Below are 23,771 nucleotides of genomic sequence, written 5' to 3' on the forward strand. Positions count from 1 at the left end.
GCGACCCAATCTTGTTCGCTGTCTTTTGTAGCCCGTTCAGGCCGTGCCACCTACGGTCAGGCCTGTCATTTTCAAAGTTGGCTGTCCTACGCCAACCGGCACGCCCTGCCCCGCTTTCCCGCAGGTACCAATGCCGGGGTCCAACTCCATATCCTTCCCGATCATGGAAACCTGTGTCATGGCCTCAGCCCCGCTCCCAATCAACGTAGCGCCTTTAACAGGTGCCGTGATTTTTCCATCTTCCACCAGATAGGCTTCCGAAGCGGAAAACACGAATTTTCCTGAAGTGATATCAACCTGACCACCGCCGAAATGCACAGCATATAGGCCACGCTTCATGGACCGGATCATGTCTTCCGTAGAGGCCTGACCTGGCAGCATGAGCGTATTGGTCATACGGGGGAGTGGCACATGTGCGTAAGACTGGCGACGACCATTGCCTGTAGGGGCCATGTTCATGAGACGGGCATTCTGCCGGTCCTGCAAATACCCGGTGAGGATACCATCTTCAATCAGGACAGTCCGGCTGGTTGGCGTGCCTTCATCATCCACAGTCAGGCTGCCACGGCGGTCAGGCAGGGAGCCATCATCAATCACCGTCACGCCGGGGGCTGCAATCCGTTTCCCCATAAGGCCCGCAAAGGCAGAAGTTCCCTTACGGTTGAAGTCACCTTCCAACCCATGCCCCACAGCCTCGTGCAGCAGAATACCCGGCCAGCCGGCACCCAATACAACTTCCATCTGCCCGGCAGGGGCCGGACGGGCTTCCAAAGCAACCAGCGCCTGACGCAATGCTTCATCTACTGCGCCCTGCCATGTTGGCTCTTCCAACAGACGGTTAATTTCATACCGTCCGCCCAGACCGTGGCTCCCGCTTTCACGTTTGCCACCCTGCTCAACCACAACAGAAACATTCAGACGCACCAATGGACGCAAATCTGCCACCCGCACACCATCTGCCCGAATAATCTGCACGGCCTGCCATTCACCAGACAGAGAGGCCATAACCTGCACAACCCGGCTATCCTTACCGCGCGCATATGCATCAATCTTGGAAAGCAGGCCAGACCGCGCTGCAAAGTTGCTATCACCCAACGGGTTAGCTTCCGTGTAGAGTCGCGTATTGGTGGAACGTGGCGGAGCGGCCAACGTGCCTGAGCGCCCTGCCCGCACGGCGCTGACCGCATCGGCTGCGCGTTTTAGCGCGGAGCGGCTAAGGTCATCAGAATGGGCAAACCCGGTCTCTTCTCCCAAAACCGAGCGAAGCCCAAATCCACAGCTTGTATCAAAGGACGCTGAGCGGATAACGCCATCATCCAGAGCAATACTTTCGCTTTCCCGGTATTCCAGAAAGAGTTCACCGTCATCCATCCCGTCCAGAGCATGACGGGTAAGGCTTTCTGCTTCATCCCGCGTCAAAAGAGCTTCTGGCCGTTTAAAAAACAGGTCATCCGTGACGGCCAGCGCACCGGGGCTTGTGGGGTAGGATGACATGAACACTTCTCCTGAACAGGATTACACGAAAGCAAGGGCATGACCCTCGAAGGGTACAACATAAACAGTTCAGGCGTGCGGCAAAACCCGCCTACCCGCTCTGCTCTTCTGTTTTTCTCCACACACGCCGTATGTGAAGCAGTGGCAGAGCAAGATATGGTTCTCTCCCACGGGAGAAAAAAGGGGATACCCTGACGGCCCGGCACCAAAGCACGAGAAACCAGATTTTGGCTCTCGTACAGCGCCTTCTGCTTTATCCTTAACAGACTCAGCCATGCCCAGCACAAAGGCACATGAAGGAATCAAGACTGTTTAAAAAAGCTTCTACAAGAAAATCTCTTTTACGCACTTACTCTACATTATTCTGGACCTTCAAACGCCCAGAATAATGCAAGCACTCAATTCCTGCTTATATCAGAGCCGCCACGTTAAATACCCGGCAACTCATTGACAGTCACCACGCGCCAGCCTTCTTCCAGCCGCTCCAGAATAGTAAGCGAAATATTCTGAATAGAAAAATGCAATGCTGTTTCAGCATGAATACGAAGCGCATGAGCCAAAGCAGCACGAATAGCGCCTCCGTGGCTTACGGCAACAACATCCTGCCCGGCATAGGTTTCTGCCAAGCGGTCTAGCCCACGCCCTACACGAGCACACACATCAATCATGCTCTCACCTTTGGGAGGGCACTCTGTGGCTGCAACAGACCAGAAAGGGTGTGCTGCCAGACGCAAATGCTGTGGCAACTCCCCATGTGGCATACCCTGCCATTCACCGAGGTCCTGCTCTATCAAAGCGGGTTCAACTGTCAGCTTACTTGGCCCGTAACCAGCCTCCTGAATGGCTTCTGCTGTTTTGCGTGTGCGAGAAAGGGGGCTGACAAGCCACTGCGCCTTCCTTGGGAGCCGCGCCGCCAAAGCTTCATACATCGGGCGCTGGGCAATCAGGCTATCCGGGCAGAGCGGCACATCCAGCGTGCCATACAAGCTCATACGCGCATTCTGTTCAACCAGCGCATGCCGGATCAGCCAGAAGCGCGTAATGCCTGATGCGAGTTGTGGGGTATCAAGGAAATTACCTTGATTGATTTGCTTGGTGGGGAGAGTCGCCGTTTGTATCGTCATGGTGTCCGTTGTGCGGTTATGAAGAACCTAGAGCAAGAGAAGACCGTGTATATCCTGTGCCTACACCAAAATCTGAATAAGTTGTGTGGCTGAGGGGCCTATAAGATGGCAATGGATCGGCCGCCTCAATATCTGGCCAAAAATCAAGAATTAAGCTTATTTTTTCAAGAACTTTTCGAGCATCTTCTGTTTCACGCTTCATACGCAGATCTACGCCAAGAGTTTTGTGAGAGGGTTCACCCGAAACCAGTCGCGCCCCGGCAGAAAGACGCAGCGCTCCCGCTTTGCCTCCCATAGCATGAGGGTGAGGCAATGCCACAGGCTGACCAATATGACATAAAAGCGCAGCCAACTCTTTGTGCTCTACCGGAACATAGGGCGAGAGATCAGCATTGAGCCAGTAATAGAGTTTTCGACATCGTACGAAGTCAAGGGGGTAGTCTATATCTGCTGCCTCTGGTGCACGCACCAGAAAGGAGAGAATGGTTTGCTGACGGTCCCAGTCATGAGGAAGCGGCTCCCGTTGCGGCACAAAGGGAGTAACAAGTTGCAGATCAACGTTTACAAGGATGGTCTGTGTCACCTCATGTAGAAAATACTGTAATCTTTTTTGTATTGTTGATGCAGGGACAGACGCAAAGGCCTCCATTTCCGCCCGTGCTGCTGTCCAACGCAGGAGAAGACCGTGATTACTCCCCGGCGCAAGACCAGCACAGCCTGAAGCTGACGGCCATTCGTTTTGATACGCATACGCTGCCAAACCTGAGGGGAGTGAATGATGGTCCAGACGGCTCCGCCACTCTGCCGGCAAAAACAGGGCTCCACAAAATGGCGGGCCTGTATAAAATTTGGAGCCCGTAATCATAACAGCCCAGTTTTTTGCCAGATAGGCCTGCACACGCTGCGGCATAAGACGAGCCTGACAGGCATCCACAACAATATCCAGATCATCGGGATAGGCTGCAGATAAATCAGACATAGCCTGCATATCTGGCGCAAGAAGGCCGGTTTTTGAAAGATCAAGCACATGCAGCAAAACACGCTGGCCGCTTGCAATAGCCTGAGCGACAGCCGCATGACACGCAAGCACAACCTCATCCGTTTTACGCAAACCACCCTCTTCATTCCTCAAAGAGAGCGTTACCGTGTTTTCACTTTCAGAAAAACCAACTATTTTTTCTAATTTTTTTACAACAATTCCACCGGATGTTTCAGTGTCAAAATGGCACCCTCGCGCTGCCAGAGGAATACCACGCCCTGTCTCATCGGGTTCGGTCAAAATCGTTTTAACTCTTTTTCCATTCATTTGTGAAAGGGCAAGAACAAACAAAGCACTATCCGTTCCTGATGCACAAAGAACAACTGAGCCCTGCTTCTGCAATCCAAAGAATGTTTTTAGAAAACCCCTCATTTCCTCAGCATGGTACGCCAGAAATTCTGCATGATGATTTTTTATGATAGCTTTCATGAAGGCTATGCGGAAATATTCAGTTGCAGAAAAGCCTCTTTCAGACAATGACGACGCAGTAGAGGATGCAAACGTTATAGCCCATGGGCGGGGACGGTGCGAGCAACCGTAATGGTTCAAACCAGTTTGAGGGAGAAGAGCCAAGCGCGCATCTCCTCCGTCTATCATCAAAGATTCTGCACATCCGATAAGAGACCACACATGCTGGAGCCACTCGTGACATCTGCTCCAAACTTCATCAGTCAGAGATGAAACTGGCGGAACATCAACTATACACGGCAGAAACTTGGCAACTAATGCCCCCAATTGCTGCCGGGAGGGAATAGGAGAGGAAGAAAAGGTAGAAACCCAAGCTTCAGGTACGGCACTATTCTGTCCGGCGTCCATAACCCAGAACCGCGCGGTGACACGTGCTGCAACAAGACACACTCTTACCATGTATTCTGGCGTGTGCTGGGCATCCTGCATCAGCACACTTAATTCCAAGGCATACCTTATATAAAGCGGAGCCAAATCCTGATCATACAAACAGGGGTTCCCCAGCACGAGGCGTCCATCATCATGAAGCTGGAAAAAAGTCTGGAGGGTGGAACTGGTAGAAACAGAACTATAACTTTCTAAAACCTTAAACTCAGGCCGCTTGAGAATGTGTTGTGCTGCGCCTGTCAGGTTTTCAACAAACATTTTTTCAATCCCTACCAGTGTTGGATGCACCATAACTTTCCATTGTAATGATGTCACAGAGACAAAATTTGCAAAATTGATATCATTACTGGCGAACACGAATCTTCTGGGCTATGTTTGTATTGTGCAATTTTGAAGTTGATTTTGGTCCACCAACAGCGGAATCTCAATGCGTATTTTATTGACTGGCGGGTGCGGATTCATCGGGTCTGCGGTAATCCGTCACCTTATGCGGGCAACAGAGCACTCTGTCCTCAATGTTGACTGCATGACCTATGCAGCCTCAACCGAAACAGTAGAAGATGCCGCTGCGACTGGACGCTACGAGTTCGCTCACGCCAACATTGTCGATGGCGCAGCAATGAGCCACCTGTTTGAAACGTTCCGCCCGGATGCTGTCATGCATCTTGCTGCGGAAAGCCATGTTGACCGCTCCATTGATGGTCCGGGCGTGTTTATTCAGACCAATGTTGTTGGCACCTACTCTCTGCTCGAAGCTGCACGTAAATACTGGCTGACGCTGGAGCCAGACGCCAAAAAGGCTTTCCGCTTTCACCACATCTCCACAGATGAGGTATTTGGGGCGTTAGAAGCCAATGACCCGCCCTTTACCGAAACCACACCTTACGACCCGCGCAGCCCGTACTCTGCCAGCAAAGCCGCCTCTGACCATCTGGTCCGGGCATGGTATCATACTTATGGGCTGCCAACGTTTGTGACCAATACCACGAACAATTACGGTATATGGCACTTCCCGGAGAAACTGATCCCTCTTGTCACCATCAACGCGATTGAGGGTAAAGAGCTGCCGGTTTACGGCAAAGGCGACAACGTTCGTGACTGGCTGTTTGTGGAAGACCACGCTGAGGCGCTGGTAAAAGCCGTGGAAAATGGTGTGCCCGGCGAAACCTACGCTATTGGCGCACGCCAACCGCGCACCAATCTTGATGTGGTCAAAACCATCTGCGCTGTTCTGGACGAGCTTCTGCCAGACCCCGCTGGCCCGCGTGAACGCCTCATCCGCTATGTATCAGACCGCCCCGGCCACGATTTCCGTTATGAAATTGACCCCTCCCACGCCGAGCAGGCGCTGGACTGGAAAGCAAAGCACACTTTTGAAACCGGCATCCGCCGCACTGTGCAGTGGTATCTGGATAACCGCGACTGGTGGGAGGGCATTCGTGCGCGCCGCTACACCGGCAACCGTCTGGGGACCGTCAAAGAATGACCCAAAAAGCTCCTGTACCTACCCCGATGAAGGGTATTTTGCTGGCTGGCGGTTCAGGCACACGCCTGTACCCTATGACGCTGGCTGCCAGTAAACAGCTGCTCCCTGTTTATGACAAACCCATGGTGTATTACCCGCTCTCCACGCTGATGCTGGCCGGGATTCGGGACATCATGATCATCAGCACACCTGCAGATCTTCCGCAGTTCAAACGGCTGCTGGGCGATGGATCTCAGTTCGGGGTGAATTTTGAATATCGTTCTCAGCCCTCTCCTGACGGCATTCCGCAGGCTTTTTTGATTGCTGAGGACTGGCTGGATAACGCGCCCTGCGCTTTGGCTCTTGGCGATAACCTGATTTTTGCAGATCATCTCAGCGCGGCTCTCCGTAGCGCCGCCCTTCGCCCCACAGGCGCTACAATCTTTGCGTATCAGGTTCGTGACCCAGAACGTTATGGCGTTGTCACCTTTGACAACACCGGGCGCGCCCTGAGCGTTGTGGAAAAACCTGTAGATCCACCATCCAACTGGGCAATCACAGGTCTGTATTTCTACGACCATCGCGTTCTGGATTTTGCAAAGCGGGTCAAACCCTCTGCACGTGGTGAGCTGGAAATTACCGACCTCAACCGCTTTTATCTGGAAGAAGGCACCCTCCATGTTGACCGGTTGGGCCGTGGTTGTGCATGGCTGGATGCTGGTATTCCTGACAGCTTGATGGAAGCCGGTCAGTTTGTGCACACCATTCAAGCCCGCCAAGGCATGCTTGTGGGCTCACCGGCTGAAGTTGCTTTCCGTATGGGATACATCACGGCAGATCAACTCCGCGCTCATGCCCAGCGCATGATCAAGACAGAACTAGGCCGCCTGCTCATGCAAGTTGCCGATTCCGTGCAGGATGGCGGCTAATTGCAGCTATCTTAAAACCTTCGTCCTCTGCATTTGATCAGGAGTCTGTGGCATGAAAGTTGAACGCCTCGCTATCCCCGATGTTATTCTCGTAACACCCCCACGTTTTGGCGATAATCGCGGTTTTTTTTCTGAAACCTATAATGTTGACCGGATGCGTGAAGTCGGCATTGCGCAGCCTTTTGTGCAGGATAACCAGAGCCTTTCCCGCCAGAAAGGCGTTGTACGTGGCCTGCATTGCCAACTTGACCCACACGCTCAAGGTAAGCTGGTACGCTGCACAAAAGGGGCCATCTGGGACGTTGCGGTGGATGCACGTATCGGTTCCCCTACCTATGGCAAATGGGTTGCTGCCGAACTTTCCGAAGAAAACTGGTCACAGCTGTGGATTCCACCGGGCTTTCTGCACGGGTTCTGCACACTGACTGAAAATGCTGAAGTTCAGTACAAATGCACCGGCCTTTACAGCAAGGTTTCAGAGCGCGCCGTAATCTGGAATAGCGCTGAGCTTGCCATTGAGTGGCCCATTAAACCGGAAGAAGCCGTGCTGTCAGAAAAAGATCTGGAAGCACCTGAATTCTCAGCCGCCAAGGGCTGGTTCCACATTTAAGGGCAGGAGTGTTTCATGAGTATTCTGGCATCCCAAGGCGGCCCCATTCTGGTAACAGGTGGCAAAGGGCAGCTTGCTACCTCTCTGGTCAATCTAGGAGGGCCCCGTATTCACTGCGTGGGTCGGCCTGAGTTTGATTTTAACAGGCCTGAAACTCTGGCTGTCACGCTGGACACCATTAAACCAGTAGCCGTTGTCAACGCTGCCGCATGGACAGCCGTTGATCTGGCAGAAACTGAAACTGATGCCGCAGCACGCGCCAACACAACCGGCCCGGCTGAACTGGCACGCCTGTGTGCTGTACGGGATATCCCGTTTATTCACGTTTCAACGGATTATGTTTTTTCTGGCGATAAAGGCAGCCCGTATGTGGAGACAGACCCTGTCTCTCCACAAACTGTCTATGGCCGCACGAAGGCGGAAGGGGAAACGCTAGCCCTTGCAGCCAACCCCAAGACTTTGGTGTTCCGGACATCGTGGGTCTATTCAGCACATGGCAAAAACTTTGTGCGCACCATGCTGAATGCGGGCGCTAAAAACCCGGCTCTTAAAGTTGTAGGGGACCAGCGCGGCAACCCCACTAGCTCTGATGACCTTGCACAGGCCATTCTCTCCGTGCTGGCTGTACTGGAAAAAGACGGCTGGAAAGACAGTTATGCTGGCATTTATCATGTCTGCGGTACAGGTGAGACAACGTGGTACGGCCTTGCCGTGGCTGCGTTGAAAGATGCGGAGGCCCATGGGCAGAAAATGCCTGAAGTTACGGCCATTCGTACAGAAGACTGGCCCACGCCAGCTAAACGTCCGGCCGATTCCCGTATGGATAACAGCAAACTGAAAACTGTATTCGGCGTAACTATGCCACTATGGGAAGAGAGTGTTAAAAAGACCGTAGACGAGATTTTCACGCAGAGCTAACTTTAGTCTTTCTAAAAGGATATGGTGTTAAAAAAAATGAACTGCCATATCCTTTTCCCCTATAAATATTCCTAATGCATCTTATGCAGCAGACTCTTGCGCCTAACACTACCAACCCGCAAAACTCTGATACTGTTTATATTCTTCTCTCTATTTATAATGGTGCGCTTTATTTAAACGCGCAACTTACCTCTCTGGAGCAGCAGAGCCACACCAATTGGGTTTTGCTGTGGAGAGACGATGGCTCAACCGACAATAGCCGTGCCATTATGCAGGCTTTTACTGCCAAAGTGAGCGATGCCCGATGCAAAGCCGTGACGTCGGAAAACGGCCAGCATAAGGGAATCCTAGCTTCCTACTTCATTTTATTGTCCGCTGTGCCAGACACGGCAATGGTTGCCTTTTGTGATCAGGATGATGTCTGGCTCCCTGATAAATTGACACGCGGCACGTACGCATTACGTGCAATACCCGTTGTACGGCCTGCCCTGTACTGTGCTCGCCAAACCCTGACAGATGCTCACCTAACCCCCATAGGGCTCTCTCCACCATTGCCTTCGGACACTACGTTTCTGGAAGCCATGGCACAAAATATTGCTACTGGTTGCACCATTATGCTCTCACCTGCGGCCTGCAAACTGCTCAAGCAGTCCCCTCCCCCTGCTGGAGGAATTCTTCATGATTGGTGGGCTTATCTTATGGTATGTGCTGCAGGGGGGAGTGTGGTGACAGATAACCAACCCGTATTGTTATACAGGCAGCATGCAAACAATGCCGTAGGATCCCGAGCACTTTTCTTGCACCGTGCATTGGCCGCTCTCAAACGCGGACCAAGCGTTTTTATGGCTATTTTCTGGGGCAATGTGCAAACCTTACTTGCGCGCAGGCATCTTGTTGCACCTCAAAACCTGAAAAGCTTGCTCATTCTTGAAAAAGGAGTGCAACCAGGCTTTGCAGGCTTTCTCAGCCGATTCTCCATTTTGCAGCAGCTTCCCCACTTGAAACGAAAGGGCATGCTGGAGCAACTTGTCTTTAAACTGTGGTTTTTGCTGGGTTAAAACGCAGAAATCTTTCGGTTTGCCAAAACTCTGCCTTACAAACCTTCTTTATAACCTCCGTTAGCGATAGAGTTGCGCTATCATTATCACCTGCAATTTTTGCTGCACGGACTATGACGGATCAGACACTATTGAGCAGTGTGTGAGCCATCAGTCCTATCGGAGTCAGGATCCAGACCTTTGGCGCGAACAAGCCACACACACTCTACCGACTATGTTGTGCCCTCCTACAAAAGCAAGCTGCGCTTAAAGCTTGAAGAAGGAGGAGGCATTCTGTTGTGCGTGCTTGCGTGTGCGCTTCTTGTTGCGTTGGTAACGTACAACCCAAAAGACCCGTCCTTTAATACGGCAACAGGCCAAGCCCCTACCAACCTTTTAGGAATGGTAGGAGCAGTTTTGTCTGACACACTGTTGCAAGGGATTGGCATTGCAGCCGTCATGCCAGCACTTGTCTTGATGGCATGGGGATGGCGCTTCATGAGCCACCGGCTGTTGGGGCATGAATCCCTGATGGTGTTTGGTCTGCGAGTGGTTGCGTTTCTGTGCCTTCTGCCCGTTTTTGGTGCGCTTTTTGCGGCGCTGCCTTTATTGTTTACCGCTCTGGCACCTATGTTGTGGCCCACAGCCGCAGGCCTTGGGGGGGGCATTGGGTTTTCAATAGCTCAGGCCTCTCTTTCTGCTGGCACAGCAGCTATCGGCCCTGCCGGGGGGATGGTTATCTGGATTCTGGGGTTATTGCTGGCCTGCCTGCTGACAGCTTTAGCAACAGGTTTACGCCGTCAGGAATGGTTAGCACTCTGGCGCGGCTTCATGGTGGTTGTGCGGCTGCCGGGCCAACTGGGTATGCGCTTTGTGCAGTATTACGCCAGCCGTAAACCCCACGCAGAGCCTGCCATAGCTTCTGGCCCGGTTGGCGGTTACGCCACTGGCGAGGAAACCTTATATTCCTCCAGTCAGAAACAGTCTGCCCACAGCCTGTTTGATGACCCGCTGGATGACGAAGACGACTTAGCATTTCATGATGAGCCCTCGCCCGCTACTCCCGGGACAGCTCTTGCGCTGCGTGAAGAGGCCTCACCGGCCCCATCCGTGCCCGCCGCAAAAACAACCATGCCTACAGTCCGGGAGGATAGCACTTACGCTGCACCCACGCCCGCACCTGTTGCTACACCACAGCCAGCACAGACAAAGAATGGCCTGCTGGGTCGGCTCTTTAACCCAGAGAAAACTGGCGCAGGGGCCGGCGCCAAAGCTATGGCAACCACCAAGAAAGGGGGATGGGAGCTTCCGCCACTTGGCCTGCTCAAGCCCCCTCCTTTAAGCGCCCAACATGGTCCCTCAGCAGACGCACTAAACGCTACTGCCCGCCTGCTGGAGCAGGTTCTGGCAGATTACGGCGTGCAGGGCACCATTGTGGGCATGAGCGCTGGCCCTGTTGTTACACTCTATGAGCTTGAGCCTGCCGCTGGCATTCGGTCTGCCCGTGTCATTGGCTTGGCTGATGACGTTGCACGGTCTCTCTCGGTTTTAAGTGTGCGTATTGCTACGGTGCCGGGCCGCAACGTGATTGGTATTGAAGTCCCTAACCAGACGCGTGAAACCGTTTACCTCTCCGAACTGCTGAACCAGCCAGAATGGCATAATGACCCCGCCCAGCTTTCTTTGGCTCTGGGGAAGGACATTGCGGGCGAGCCAACGTACAGTGATTTGGCGCGTATGCCTCACCTATTGGTGGCCGGGACAACGGGGTCAGGTAAATCTGTTGGCGTTAATGCCATGATCCTGTCGCTACTCTACAAGCTTTCGCCTGATGAGTGCCGCCTGATCATGATTGACCCCAAGGTGCTGGAACTATCGATTTACGATGAAATTCCTCACCTGCTGACACCAGTTGTGACCGAGCCTGCAAAAGCGGTAAACGCCCTGAAATGGGTTGTGCGTGAGATGGACCGCCGCTACCGCACCATGGCGCATCTACAGGTACGTAATATTGCCGGGTACAATGCCCGCGCTGCTGAAGCCCGCGCTGATGGTGAGATTGTTGTCCGCCGTGTGCAGACGGGATTTGACCCTGAAACAGGCACCCCCGTTTTTGAAGAACAGTCCGTAACCCTCGATCCCATGCCCTACATTGTGGTGATCATTGATGAGGTGGCTGACCTGATGATGACGGCGGGCAAGGAAATTGATGCCTGCGTCCAGCGTCTGGCCCAAAAGGCACGTGCTGCGGGTATTCACGTAATCATGGCGACACAGCGCCCATCCGTGGATGTGATTACCGGCACCATTAAAGCCAACTTCCCAACCCGTATCTCTTTCCAGGTTATCAGTAAATTTGATAGCCGCACCATTCTGGGGGAACAGGGCGCTGAACAGCTTCTGGGGCAAGGCGACATGCTCTTCATGCAGGGCGGTGGTCGCATTACCCGTGTTCATGGTCCGTTTGTAGCGGACAGTGAGGTTGAGCAGGTTGTCAACTTCCTGAAAGAGCAGGGCGAGCCAATTTATGATGACGATGTGCTCTCCGAACCTGTAGAGGACGCGCCAGCCAGCAGTGGTGGGAGCAGCCGCTCTGGCAACAGTGATGGCGAGTCCGATATGTATGATGAAGCCGTAGCGATTGTAACGCGGGAAGGAAAAGCCTCCACGTCTTTCGTTCAGCGCCATCTGTCCATCGGCTATAACCGGGCTGCCAAACTGATTGAACAGATGGAAAAGGAAGGCATTATCAGCCGGGCTGACCATGTCGGTCGCCGGAAGGTTCTGGTGGGTGCCTCCCGCGAGGAAGAATGACCTCTTCTGACACCCTCCCCTTCCCACTGGATATTCTCTACCAAGACCAGCATGTTGTTATTCTGAACAAACCTGCGGGCCTTCCTGTCCACACCGGCCCCGCAGGTGGCCTTTGCGTAGAGCAGTATTTTCCGCAGCTTTCCCGCCGGAAAGATGGGCCATGGCTTGCCCATCGGCTGGATACGGAAACGTCTGGATGCTTGGCCATAGCCTTACGCAAACAGCCGTTGCTCACCATGCAACAGGCTTTTGCTACCAAAACCGCCCAAAAAACCTATTGGGCCGTGATTGCTGGTGGCCCCGCCGCTAACAAAGGGGAAATTGACCTTCCCCTTTTAAAGCAGAGCAGCCGGGACAAAGGATGGCGCATGGTAACCTCCCCAAAAGGGGATCCAGCCCGCACGAGTTGGCGTGTTTTAGGGCGCGGAGCGGGCTTATGCTGGCTTGAACTGACACTCCATACAGGCCGTACGCATCAGGCCCGTGTTCACTGTGCAGCCATGGGCTGGCCTATTATTGGTGATAGCCTGTATGGCACACAGCACCCACAAGGCCTGCATTTGCTGGCGCGAAGTCTGGTACTGCCTTTTACACCACCACTGAGTGTTACCGCCCCGCCCCGAGCAGGCATGACCGCCGCCTTAAAGGCCTGTGGCTGGCAGAGCGATAACTAACATTCCACCCGTTTTTTGGCTTTTAAGACGAGGCCTTATGCCTTACCGGCATTGTTTCTGAAACGTACCGCGCCACTGCCATTCCCGCACAATATCCTCATGCAGCGCCAACCGCTTGCTGCGTATGGTAGCTGTATCAAACGCCAGAGCACGGTGCATACCCCGCTGCCCCAATTGGTGACGCAAGCTGGTGTCCTGCACCAGGTGATCTAAAGCCGCTACAAAGTTTTCCAGAGCATCCGGGTCACAGTAAGAACCCGCATCTGCCACAACATCCGGCAAGCCTCCATGAGCGGAAACCAGAACGGCTGCACCACACGCCATGGCCTCAAGAGCGACCATGCCAAACGGTTCAGCCCAGCGGCTTGGCACAACAACAATGGCGGCCCGCGCCATGGCCTGTAAAACGCTGGCATGAGGCTGGTAGCCACGCATGATGATACCGGCAGCCTGTGCCTTCGGCCTGAGTGCCACCAAAAAAGGTGTCTCTGGCGAATCCGGCCCAAACCGGTCAGCCCCGATCATCTCAGCCCGCCATCCCAAGTGCCTTGGCAAGACGCGCGCGCAGGCCTCTACAAACGCATCTGCTCCCTTATCGGCCACAATGCGACCAGCAAAGAGAATTCTTCTCTCTCTAACAGCGGGGCGGGGCGGCAGCACGGACAGGTCAAGGCTATTGGGCAGAACCCGAACACAGGCCTTGACGCCCTGACTGACAAAACGGCCCCTGACCCATTCAGACACAGCAACGACAGCCACAGCACAGCCTAGTTTTTCACGCTCTGCGGCACTCCGGGCAGCACGCATGGAGCAAGGGTCATTATGGAGCACCAGCATTATGGGCACGTTTGGTAAAAGCCCATGCAAAGCCAACGCAACATCTGGCCGGTTATGCACCTCTATGAGGTCAGGTTTTATGTATTTGAGGTGCTGCGCCACAGCCAAAGCGTAGCGTTTACTCAGACTATACGGTCTGAGAAGTGGTTTTACGGGAACAAAACGCACGCCAGAGAACGGTTGCCCCTGAGGTGCTTGACCAAGCACCGTTTCCCTACCGTCCGCCATGCGCTGCACCAGCAAGGCAATGGCCCCGGCTTCACCCTCCGCAAACGCTTCTGACGGCGGCAGGACTGTCGCAATGTTTAAGCGTACTTGCTCACTTGAGGCAGAATCCAAATCGGCAACCGGTGCAACACCCTCATGGCTGGAGCCCATGATATCAGGGAATGGACTCGTAAAATGCAAGCTGCCATGTCTCTGGCTCCCGGCCTGCAGCAGCGTGCCACTCCTGCATTAAGGGATGTACTGCAACCGCCTGCATGTAAGCCCGTGCCACGTCAGACAGGCCCTCTACTGCGTAGGATAGAAAGCGGTAAACCACCGGCGCAAACATGCAGTCTACCACGCCAAAATCGGCCCCAAACAGGTACGGGCCACTTTGGCCATAGCGTGTGCGGGTTTCTGTCCAGATATGGTTAATCCGCGCAATGTCTTTCAGTGTTTCCGCGTCTAGCTCAGTGTGCAGAGACCGACTATTACGCCCCAGATTCATTGGGAAACTAGACCGAACCCCGCGAAAACCAGAGTGCATTTCAGCAGAAATGGACCGCGCCCACGCCCGCGCCGCACGGTCGGCGGGCCAGAGAGGAACTGATGCATACTCAGCACAGTATTCTGCAATAGAGAGCGAATCCCATACCTGTATGCCGTTATGCTCCAGATACGGTACGCACCCATTGGGTGAAAGCTGCTTCAGCGCACGGGTCTGGCCCTGCCCTTCCAGCGGTATTACCTCAACAGCAACAGGCAGACCTGCCAGCTTGACAGGGAGCCAACCCCGTAGCGACCACGACGAATAGCGCTGCGTGCCAATAACAAGGCGGCCCTGAGTCTGACTGTCCGTCATGCTGCTTTTTCCTTACGCTGCTGTCGCCTGCTCTGTCCGGCAGATGAATCCGCCCCCAAGAATACGGCTTCCGTCATAGAACACACAGGCCTGCCCGGGGGCGGGCATGGCGGGCTCTGTCAACTGCACCAGTGCGCCCTGTGCTGTGGGAATAATCCGTGCGGGACGCGGCATCTCCCGCGCACGCATCTGAACATGACATTCCAGCCCTTCAGGCGGTGCATCCACAAGCCAGTTGACATCACGCACTGATAGGGAACTGACAAAAGACCTTTCACGCGGCCCGATAATCACGCGCCGGCGGCCGGGCTCAACCCCCACCACCATCTGGCGCTCCCCATTCAGGCGGGCGGCATTCCCAAGGCGTTTGCTCTGCCCTACGGTAAAGCGCATGACCCCCTCATGCTGGCCAACAACATTGCCCTGAGCATCCACAATTTCACCGGCACCCGCCATTTCAGGGTGCATTTTCTCAACTAGATCGACGTAGGACCCATCACTGACAAAGCAGAGATCCTGACTGTCCGGCTTACCTGCAACAATCAGCCCATATTTTTCAGCTTCAGCCCGAACAGCCGCTTTGTCCGGCATATCCCCCAGCGGAAAACGCAGATACTCCAACTGGTCACGCGTGGTGGCAAAAAGGAACCATGACTGGTCACGCGCACTATCCACCGGGCGGTGCAGTTCAGCTCCCTGCGGGCCTTCCACACGGCGCACATAATGGCCGGTGGCCATGGCATCGGCCCCGATTTCTTTGGCCAGACCCAGCAGGTCCGTAAATTTCACGCCCTGATTACACGCTACACATGGCACAGGTGTTTCACCTGCCGCGTAAGCGTCTGCAAAACGTTCAATGACGCTGTCCTGAAAGCGGCGCTCGGCATCAATCACGTAATGTGGAAAGCCCAGACGGTCTGCTACGGCGCGGGCATCCCGAATATCCTGCCCGGCACAGCATGCGCCTTTTTTGGCAGCGCCACGGGAGTCATAAAGCTGAAGGGTGGCGCCCACCACCTCGTGCCCTTCTGCCTGAAGGCGGGCGGCAACCACGGAACTGTCCACCCCTCCGGACATGGCCACAAGAATGCGCATGGGCGCTTTCCTTTCTTTCTCGTTTACGGTCAGGTTCAGGCTGTACGCGGCAGGCGTACCACCAGCCCGTCCAACCCTTCGGTCATAACAATCTGGCACCCAAGGCGGGATGTCTTTTCAAGACCGAAGGCCAGATCCAGCATGTCTTCTTCATCATCCGTCGGTTCGCTCAGTTTGGGCGCCCATGACGGGTCAACAATGACATGGCAGGTTGCGCAAGCCAAGGAACCTTCGCAGGCTCCTTCAAGGTCAACACCATGCTTATGCGCAATTTCAAGCACGGAAAGGCCGAGTGGCGCATCAACCGTACGTTCGGTTCCGTCCTGTTCAACAAACGTCATCTGGGGCATTCGTTTTTTATCCTGCCAAGGCTGTCTTTAACGCGGTGAGGCTCTCACACGCACAGTGATTCCTGAGGTGTGTGGGAAGCACGCACCTTTTGGGCGGCCTGTGCCAGCAACTCTGCCGCACGCTCCGCCTCGGCGGCTGAGGTAAAACGTCCGGGGGACAGACGCAAGCTTCTTGCTGCCTCGTCCCGCGTCAGCCCCATAGCTTCAAGCACATAAGAGGGGGCCAGTTCAGCAGAAGAACAGGCTGAACCAAGAGAGGCCGCCACCGCCGGTTGCGCCGCCAGAACATCCATTGCCCGTAGGCCTGTGGGAAGCCTGACACTAAACACACCCGGCAGCCGCTGGCTGTTCTGGGCGTTGACAAAACTACCCGGTAGGCAGCGCTGCAAGCGGTCAACAAAAACAGTTTGCAAATGTGCCAGATGGGCTGCGTCCTGCCCAAGTTGCTCCCGCGCTATGGAACAGGCCTCCCCAAACCCGACCACCAGAAAGCCGGGCAGAGTGCCAGAGCGCAGCCCCCGCTCCTGCCCACCGCCAGAGAATAACGGTTGCAGCCGCACCCGAGGCCTGCGCCGCACATAAAGTGCGCCCACCCCTTTGGGACCATAGAGTTTGTGAGACGACAGGGAGCCCAGAGCCACCCCCATGGCGTGCACATCCACCGGGATTTTCCCTGCTGCCTGTGCAAGGTCCGCATGCAAAAGAGCCCCTGCCTGCTGCACAAGTGGGGCAAGCGTTGCATAATCCTGCAAGACACCCGTCTCGTTATTCGCCGCCATGAGGGAGACCACAGCGGTGGGAACCTCAAGCGCACGGGCCAGCACGGCTGGGTCCAGCCGTCCATCCGGGCGCACAGGTAATATGACCGGATCAAACCCTTCATGCGCCAGATCACGCACGCTCTCCAGCACACATTTATGCTCTGTCACCACAGTCACCACCCGTTTGCGGGGGCTACCTTGTGTGGCCAGAAAGCGGGCAGCACCCTTAATGGCCAGATTGTTGGACTCGGTCGCGCCGGACGTAAAAATAATTTCCCGGGCCTCTGCGCCAATCAGCGCAGCAACCTGCGCACGGGCATGCTCGACAAGGGCTGCGGCCTCCCGCCCCGAGTCGTGGGTTGTGCTGTGCGGGTTCCCGTTTGTCTCCATCAGAGCTTTGCTCATCACAGCTACAACACGTGGGTCACACGGGGTTGTGGCTGCATGGTCAAGATAGAGAGGTTCCATCACCCTTTCCCCTGTACTGGCGGGATATACGCCCCGCTTCAAAAACTCAGAGCTGAAGCTGCGCTCTGCGCCATGCCCTGATAGGCCTTGATAAAGATATCTATGTCTTCATCTTGCACGTTCCAAGGGAGGGAAACACGAATGGCCTCACCAGCCTGATCGCCCAGCCCCATAGCCTGCAAAACATGCGAAAACGCGACCTTACCCGACGAACAGGCAGACCCGGCAGAAACGCAGATATGCGACAGATCAAGCCGCATCAGTTGCGTTTGCGCCTTACGGCCCGGCAATACCAGAGATGTTGTGTTCCCCAAACGGGGTGCGCCTGCCCCACATACCTGCGCCCCTACAGCACAAACAGCCTGCTCCAGCTTGTTCCGTAACGGACTGAGGTCTCTGGGTGTATGCAACGCTGCTTTCAGGGCTGCTGCCAACCCCGCAATGGCCGGAAGAGGTTGGGTACCGCCCCGTCGCCCCTGCTCCTGACCGCCCCCTTCAAAGAGAGGTTCAAGCCGTGCGGGGGCCGGGCCTGCCAGCAGCAAAGCTCCGGCACCTTTCGGCCCGCCCATTTTGTGACCAGACAGCGCCAGACTGTTGATGCCACTCTGGCTCACTGACATGATCATACGTCCCGCCGCCTGTACGGCATCTACATGCAGATGCGCCGCATACTTCCGGCATAAGGCGGCTATGTCTGCCAAAGGGTGCAAAACACCTGTCTCGTTATTAGCCGCCATCAGGCATACAAAGGCAGGAGCGGCACCCTGTGACTGGGCCAGAGCCTCTTCCAACGCATCGAGCCGTACCTGCCCGCTCCCGTCCACAGGGAGCCATGCCATGTCTGCCCCAGTTGGCACGCCTTTGCGCACGGCATCGTGCTCCGTCATGCCAACAAGAAAACGCCTGCTCTGCCCGAGTCCGTGCATGGCCAGCACATTGGCCTCAGTTCCCCCTGATGTGAAAATACAGTTAAGCGGTGCCACATCAAATGCATGGGCAACATCATCCCGCGCCTGCTCCAGTACGGCCCGTGCCATGCGGCCTGCACGATGGACGGAGGACGGATTACCGGTAAGTTCTGCCGCTTCCAGCATAGCATCCCGCGCCTGAGGGCGGAGGGGCTCGGTTGCGTTGGCGTCCAGATACACCACGTGGGGCGGGCGGGAGCCGCTTTGGGTGTTGGGGGTCATTGTTGCGCTCCCGTTGTAAAACAATTCTGCATAGCAGGCAGAAAACAGCCAATTGGACGATTTATGTGGAAATTTGGCATCTGCACCCGCTATAGAAGGGCCTATGGTCAATACCATACAGCACAGCAAGACCGCTCGCTACGGAAACACACGTTCCGCCGAGACCGGTCAAGGGACAGTAGGCAGGAAGTATGCCTGCATATTTCGGCACGTCAATGCCGGATTTTCTGTCTTCCCTTCCGCCTGTGGCCTGCATGGCACACTGCCCATAGCTGAGACCACCCTGCCTTCCGCTGTTTTACACGCCGGGAGCAGAACGCCTTTGAGAGTGTTTGCAGGTGCTTGATGCCTGCCTGTTCCGGCATGATGCGTGGCATCGCACCGTTTCGGGACACACGCCCAACCTGAGTACGCCATGCCCTCGGACGTATTCAAACAGTATGCGGAAACCCTATGCCTGAGGTTATGTTTGCCGGTCCGGACGGTCGTCTGGAAGGACGGTATCATCATTCAAACGAACCTAACGCGCCGCTTGCTCTCGTGCTGCACCCACACCCGCTGCATGGCGGCACGATGAACAACCGTATTACCTACGCCATGTATCGCTCGTTTGAGAAAATGGGCTTTTCTGTCATGCGCTACAATTCTCGTGGCGTTGGCCGCTCTCAAGGGCGTTATGACGGTGGTATTGGTGAAATTTCAGATGCCGCCGCTGCCCTTGACTGGATGCAGATGGTCAACCCCAATGCCAGCGGCCTATGGATTGCCGGTTATTCCTTCGGGGCTTTTGTTGGCATGCAGTTGCTGATGCGCCGCCCTGAAATTACTGGCTGGATCAGCGTTGCACCGCCCGCCACCTATTATGATTTTGGCTTTCTGGCACCATGCCCGTGCGGTGGCCTGATGATTGCTGGCGGCAAGGACGATATGGCTCCTGAGCCCGCTATTCATAAACTGGTGGATAAGCTGAACACCCAGAAAGGCGTTACGGTGGACTACCGGGTTTTCCCGGAAGCTGACCATATCTTTGCCAAACAGGCCGAGAAAATTACCGCAGCGCTGGAAGACCATGTCACAACTGCCATGGCCCAGCGCAACATGCCACTGGCTGCTGATTAACAGCACAGGTTTTTCGGGCAGGCTTTTCAGTCTGCCCGAAGCGTGGCTATACCGCCCCGACACACCCCAAAAATTCTGACCGCCGCAGCAAATTCAGTCTCTGGTGGTTTTGCGCTTATTAGCCAGTTCACGCACAACGCCATGCAGGGTACGTAATTCCTGCTCAGTCACTTCCCCACGGGTAAAGAAGTGCCGCAGGTTGCGTACCATACCGGGGCGCTTCTGTTCATTTCGCCAGAAACCACATTCATCCAGTTCACCAATCAGGTGACCCATGAAATTTTCCAGCTCACCTTTGGTCGCAACATGCGTCTCATTGGTCATCAGCTCACGCGGCGGCGTCTGGTCAGCGGCAACCCACCATTCATACGCCATGACCATAACAGCCTGCGCCAGATTGAGGGACATGAACGCCGGGTTAAGCGGGTAGCGTATCAGGCCATCGGCCCGCGCCATGTCCTCATTATCAAGCCCTGCCCGTTCTGGCCCGAACATCAACCCTACCTTGAGGCCACGATTGGTGGCAGCCCGCAGCTCAGCAGCACCCCCGCGTGCAGTCATGATAGGTTTGACAATGTGCCGGGGGCGCGGGCAGGTCGCGTACACATGGTGCAGGTCCGCCACGGCTTCATCCACGGTATCATAGACCGTGGCAGCATCCAGAATACGGTCGGCTCCTGACGCTGCACGCCATGCCCGATCCTGCGGCCATCCATCACGCGGGGCGACAAGCCGCATGTGAAACAGGCCGCCGTTGGCCATAGCGCGGGCGGTCGTACCAACATTTTCCGCAAGTTGCGGCCGCACCAGAATAACAACCGGGGTGTTTCCAACAGGCTCCAGCGGTGCGCCGCCGTCCCGCCCGGTCATGCGCGCCTCCAGTTTGTGCCGTCTTTCGTATCTTCCAGCACAATACCCTGACTCTGCAATTGGTCCCTCAGCGCATCTGCCTTGGCAAAATCCCGCGCTTTTTTTGCCGCCAGACGCTCAGCTATCAGGGCATCAATAGCGGCATCTTCATCTGACGCTTCTCCCTTGAACCATTTTTCCGGGTCTTCCTGCAAAAGACCCAGCATGGCGGCACCAGCCTTCAACGCGCCTGCCGCAGCGCGGTCTCCAGCAAGGGCCTGCCCTGCCAAAACATGCAGTTCCGCAATGGCCATAGGCGTGTTCAGGTCATCCGACAGGGCTTTCATAACCCCTTCCGGCACATCCGCCGCAGGCACAGGGCCTGCCCCCAAAGCACGGTAGAAGCGGTCCAGCGTTTTACGGGCATCCTGCAAGCCTGCCACAGTATAATTCAGGGTAGAGCGGTAATGCGCCCCCAGCAGCAGCAGGCGCAGTGCCTCCGCCGGGGCCTGTGCCAGTACGTCACGGATGGTCAGGAAGTTACAGAGAGACTTTGACATCTTCTCGCCTTCCACCAGCAGCATGGCGTTATGCACCCAGTAATTGGCAAATTTGCCTTGTGGGAAACAGCACAGGCTTTGAGCGCGCTCATTCTCATGGTGCGGGAACAGCAGGTCCGACCCACCCCCATGAATGTCAAAACTTTCACCCAGATAACGGTGCGACATGGCCGAGCATTCAATATGCCAGCCGGGACGGCCGCGGCCCCATGGGCTGTCCCATCCCGGTTGATCGGCATCGGACGGTTTCCAGAGCACGAAGTCTCCGGGGTCTTTTTTATAAGAGGCGACTTCCACACGGGCCCCGGCCACCAACTCTTCCGGGTCACGGCCAGACAAGGCACCGTAGGAGGGGAAAGACGCAACCGAGAACAGTACATGCCCGTCAGCCGCATAAGCATGCCCGTTCTCTATCAGGCGGCTGATAAGATCCTGCATTTCCCCAATATTATGGGTAGCGCGTGGCTCTATGTCCGGCGGCAGCACGTTCATGGCCGCCAGGTCAGCATGAAATTCATCCGTGGTACGGGCGGTCAGGGTCGCAATATCTTCGCCATTTTCACGGGCGCGGGCGGTAATTTTATCGTCCACGTCCGTAATATTACGCACAAAGGTAACACGCGGATAAGCGTGGCGCAGCAGGCGCACCAGCACATCTGCCGTCAGCATGGCCCGCAAATTGCCAATATGCGCAAGGTCATACACCGTTGGGCCGCAATAATAGACCTTCACATGCTCCGGATCGAGCGGAGTAAAGGGCACGGTCGCGCGGCGCTGACTGTCATGCAGGGAAAGATGGGGCATTGATCCTGACTCTGAGTGCGGCATGACGGACTAGATGCGCCAGCGCTTTGCGGGATGCAATATCATAACGTCCAAAAATCTGTGGCTTAACGTAAAACTGGGCCTTGACGTGGAGCAAAAATTCCCGTTTTAATCCGCCCACTACGCAGAACATGCGTTATGCCCTTATAGCTCAGTGGTAGAGCAACCGCCTTGTAAGCGGTAGGTCTTCAGTTCAAATCTGAATGGGGGCACCATTCTTTCCTAAAATTCAGCCAGCTACCAGCTTCCTTTGTGAAGCTGAGAGATCTGACATTCCGTCTTTTCCCACTGGAAAAAGTGCTAAAACACCCTTTTTGTCAGGCTGCGCCCTAGCGTTAGGCCTCTGGCGTCCACCCGTCCTGCGTCAACGCCACCCCGGCTAAATACAGGCTGCCACATATCAGCACGCGGGCCGGGCTGGTGTTCTGGGCATGCAGCTTAAGGCTTGTTAAGGCCTGCGCCAGAGTTGGTCCCACTTCTGCCTTACCGCCAGACGCCGCAACAATAGCGTCTACCGGTAGCGCAAGATGCTGTGTGGGTTCACTGATAGCCCAAACAGTGGTGGCGTAAGGCAATACGGGGTCAAGAAAGCCTGAGGCATCCTTGGTCTGTTTCATGCCAACCAGCAAATGCAGAGGGCGGTCGTTCCAGTTTTTCAGTTCTTTGGCGAGTGCGTGGCCTGCACCGGGATTATGGCCACCATCCAGCCAGACTTCCCATCCTTCAGGCACCTGCGCTGCAAGAGCGCCAGTCAGGCGCTGCATACGGGCTGGCCAGAAAACACGTGCAATACCATCCCATGCCTTGTCCGGCAGTGGCAGACCTGTCGCCCGCAGAGCGGCAACGGCCAGACCGGCATTTTCCACCTGCCACGGGCCGGAGAGAGCCGGGCATGGCAGAGTCAGGCTACCGTGAGCATCCGTGTAGGTCAGAGAAGTCGGTTTACCCTCGCCCTCTTCCCCACCATTGGCGACAATTTGCCATTCATGCCCACGCCGGTTGAGGGAGGCGCCAACTTTGGTGGCTTCCGCTTCAAGCACCTGCATAACAGAATCGGGCTGCGCCCCTGTCACAGCCGGGACACCGGGTTTAAAAATACCGGCTTTTTCCCCTGCTATAGCGGCAAGAGAATCGCCCAGAAAGGCCTCGTGATCCATGGAGACAGAGGTCACAATACAGGCTGCTGGGCGCTTGAGTACATTGGTCGCATCGCACCGACCACCAAGCCCAACCTCAATAATAGCCAACTCTGCCGGGTGACGGGCAAAGAGCAGAAAACCTGCAGCTGTCAGCACCTCGAAAACTGTAATCGGCGCACCAGCGTTGATATGCTCAATTTCTTCCAGCGTAGAAACCAGTTCGCTTTCGCTCACCAGTTTACCGGCAATACGGAAGCGCTCGGTTACATCCACCAGATGGGGGGATGTCATGACATGCACACGCCAGCCTGCTGCCTCACCAATGGCACGCAGGGTCGCACAGGTGCTGCCTTTGCCATTGGTACCAGCCACATGAATAACCGGCGGCAACTTTGCTTCCGGATTACCCAGCTTGGCCAGCAAAGCCTCCAGACGACCAAGCGAGAGGTCTATTAAGGCCGGATATAAACGGTTCAGCCTTTCCAGCACCTCCCCCGTACGTCCGGAGAACTCGGTAGTGGGCGGAACGCCGGGGGCTGATGCTGGCACG

20 protein-coding genes and 1 tRNA gene are annotated in these 23,771 nt (G+C 55.4%); 9 read left to right on the forward strand and 12 right to left on the reverse strand.

Annotated elements, in window-relative coordinates; genetic code table 11:
- Positions 1 to 36: 36 nt before the first annotated feature.
- The 3 genes from tldD to ACTIDN_RS03885 all read right to left on the reverse strand — a co-directional run bounded on the left by tldD (position 37) and on the right by ACTIDN_RS03885 (position 4,803).
- On the reverse strand, positions 37 to 1,494 hold the full coding sequence (gene tldD, locus ACTIDN_RS03875) for a metalloprotease TldD (RefSeq protein WP_086651335.1): 1,458 nt from the start codon (positions 1,492 to 1,494) through the stop codon (positions 37 to 39).
- 428 nt (positions 1,495 to 1,922) lie between these two features.
- On the reverse strand, positions 1,923 to 2,618 hold the full coding sequence (locus tag ACTIDN_RS03880; RefSeq protein ID WP_415509005.1) for a histidine phosphatase family protein: 696 nt from the start codon (positions 2,616 to 2,618) through the stop codon (positions 1,923 to 1,925).
- 16 nt (positions 2,619 to 2,634) lie between these two features.
- Positions 2,635 to 4,803 carry a hypothetical protein gene (locus ACTIDN_RS03885; RefSeq protein WP_441376045.1) on the reverse strand — a complete coding sequence of 723 codons (2,169 nt, stop codon included), beginning with the start codon at positions 4,801 to 4,803 and terminating at the stop codon, positions 2,635 to 2,637.
- Positions 4,804 to 4,939: 136 nt separating this feature from the next.
- Here ACTIDN_RS03885 and rfbB point away from each other — a divergent pair, with 136 nt between their 5' ends.
- From rfbB to ACTIDN_RS03920, 7 genes are all read left to right on the forward strand, one after another.
- Complete coding sequence (gene rfbB, locus ACTIDN_RS03890; protein ID WP_441376046.1) at positions 4,940 to 5,998, forward strand: dTDP-glucose 4,6-dehydratase; 1,059 nt, start codon at positions 4,940 to 4,942, stop codon at positions 5,996 to 5,998.
- A 26-nt stretch (positions 5,999 to 6,024) separates the two neighbouring features.
- The gene (rfbA, locus tag ACTIDN_RS03895; RefSeq protein WP_415509016.1) at positions 6,025 to 6,906 is read left to right on the forward strand and encodes a glucose-1-phosphate thymidylyltransferase RfbA; all 882 of its coding nucleotides are present in this window, start codon (positions 6,025 to 6,027) and stop codon (positions 6,904 to 6,906) included.
- Positions 6,907 to 6,958: 52 nt separating this feature from the next.
- Positions 6,959 to 7,516, forward strand: a complete 558-nt coding sequence (gene rfbC, locus ACTIDN_RS03900) for a dTDP-4-dehydrorhamnose 3,5-epimerase (RefSeq protein WP_441376047.1) — start codon at positions 6,959 to 6,961, stop codon at positions 7,514 to 7,516.
- A gap of 15 nt (positions 7,517 to 7,531) precedes the next feature.
- Positions 7,532 to 8,434: a dTDP-4-dehydrorhamnose reductase gene (gene rfbD / locus ACTIDN_RS03905; protein ID WP_441376048.1), complete on the forward strand. Its 903-nt coding sequence runs from the start codon at positions 7,532 to 7,534 to the stop codon at positions 8,432 to 8,434.
- 83 nt (positions 8,435 to 8,517) lie between these two features.
- A complete protein-coding gene (locus ACTIDN_RS03910) occupies positions 8,518 to 9,492 on the forward strand; it encodes a glycosyltransferase family 2 protein (protein WP_441376049.1) in 975 nt (324 codons plus the stop codon).
- Between the two features lie 180 nt (positions 9,493 to 9,672).
- Positions 9,673 to 12,285 carry a DNA translocase FtsK 4TM domain-containing protein gene (locus tag ACTIDN_RS03915; protein WP_441376050.1) on the forward strand — a complete coding sequence of 871 codons (2,613 nt, stop codon included), beginning with the start codon at positions 9,673 to 9,675 and terminating at the stop codon, positions 12,283 to 12,285.
- Positions 12,282 to 12,959 (forward strand): RluA family pseudouridine synthase, encoded by a 678-nt coding sequence (locus tag ACTIDN_RS03920; RefSeq protein WP_441376051.1) that lies wholly within the window; start codon positions 12,282 to 12,284, stop codon positions 12,957 to 12,959. Before ACTIDN_RS03915 ends, ACTIDN_RS03920 begins: the two co-directional genes overlap by 4 nt.
- A gap of 42 nt (positions 12,960 to 13,001) precedes the next feature.
- On the opposite strand, the gene ACTIDN_RS03925 is transcribed toward ACTIDN_RS03920, so the two are convergent.
- From ACTIDN_RS03925 to ACTIDN_RS03950, 6 genes are read right to left on the reverse strand one after another with little or no spacing between them, the layout of a single operon-like run.
- Entirely contained in the window at positions 13,002 to 14,135 is a 1,134-nt protein-coding gene (locus ACTIDN_RS03925) for a glycosyltransferase family 4 protein (protein WP_441376052.1), read from the reverse strand.
- Between the two features lie 43 nt (positions 14,136 to 14,178).
- Entirely contained in the window at positions 14,179 to 14,865 is a 687-nt protein-coding gene (locus tag ACTIDN_RS03930; protein WP_441376053.1) for a glutathione S-transferase family protein, read from the reverse strand.
- Between the two features lie 12 nt (positions 14,866 to 14,877).
- Positions 14,878 to 15,960: a tRNA 2-thiouridine(34) synthase MnmA gene (gene mnmA, locus ACTIDN_RS03935; protein WP_415509015.1), complete on the reverse strand. Its 1,083-nt coding sequence runs from the start codon at positions 15,958 to 15,960 to the stop codon at positions 14,878 to 14,880.
- 35 nt (positions 15,961 to 15,995) lie between these two features.
- Entirely contained in the window at positions 15,996 to 16,310 is a 315-nt protein-coding gene (locus ACTIDN_RS03940; protein WP_048838908.1) for a ferredoxin family 2Fe-2S iron-sulfur cluster binding protein, read from the reverse strand.
- A 44-nt stretch (positions 16,311 to 16,354) separates the two neighbouring features.
- A complete protein-coding gene (locus tag ACTIDN_RS03945; protein WP_441376054.1) occupies positions 16,355 to 17,539 on the reverse strand; it encodes a cysteine desulfurase family protein in 1,185 nt (394 codons plus the stop codon).
- Positions 17,540 to 17,577: 38 nt separating this feature from the next.
- Positions 17,578 to 18,729: a cysteine desulfurase family protein gene (locus ACTIDN_RS03950; RefSeq protein ID WP_441376055.1), complete on the reverse strand. Its 1,152-nt coding sequence runs from the start codon at positions 18,727 to 18,729 to the stop codon at positions 17,578 to 17,580.
- Between the two features lie 453 nt (positions 18,730 to 19,182).
- Between ACTIDN_RS03950 and ACTIDN_RS03955 the strand changes: the two genes are divergently transcribed.
- Positions 19,183 to 19,848, forward strand: a complete 666-nt coding sequence (locus ACTIDN_RS03955; RefSeq protein WP_048838910.1) for an alpha/beta hydrolase — start codon at positions 19,183 to 19,185, stop codon at positions 19,846 to 19,848.
- A gap of 93 nt (positions 19,849 to 19,941) precedes the next feature.
- Here the strand turns inward: ACTIDN_RS03955 and ACTIDN_RS03960 are convergent, their stop codons facing one another.
- Entirely contained in the window at positions 19,942 to 20,718 is a 777-nt protein-coding gene (locus ACTIDN_RS03960; RefSeq protein WP_048838911.1) for an RNA methyltransferase, read from the reverse strand.
- A complete protein-coding gene (gene cysS / locus ACTIDN_RS03965; RefSeq protein WP_441376056.1) occupies positions 20,715 to 22,061 on the reverse strand; it encodes a cysteine--tRNA ligase in 1,347 nt (448 codons plus the stop codon). Before cysS ends, ACTIDN_RS03960 begins: the two co-directional genes overlap by 4 nt.
- Positions 22,062 to 22,222: 161 nt before the next feature.
- Between cysS and ACTIDN_RS03970 the strand changes: the two genes are divergently transcribed.
- Positions 22,223 to 22,297, forward strand: a tRNA-Thr gene (locus ACTIDN_RS03970).
- 120 nt (positions 22,298 to 22,417) lie between these two features.
- Here the strand turns inward: ACTIDN_RS03970 and ACTIDN_RS03975 are convergent.
- Positions 22,418 to 23,770 carry a bifunctional folylpolyglutamate synthase/dihydrofolate synthase gene (locus ACTIDN_RS03975; RefSeq protein ID WP_441376057.1) on the reverse strand — a complete coding sequence of 451 codons (1,353 nt, stop codon included), beginning with the start codon at positions 23,768 to 23,770 and terminating at the stop codon, positions 22,418 to 22,420.
- Position 23,771 lies beyond the last annotated feature (1 nt).

Origin of the sequence: Acetobacter sp. (assembly GCF_052102375.1) — a bacterium.
Taxonomy (GTDB): domain Bacteria; phylum Pseudomonadota; class Alphaproteobacteria; order Acetobacterales; family Acetobacteraceae; genus Acetobacter.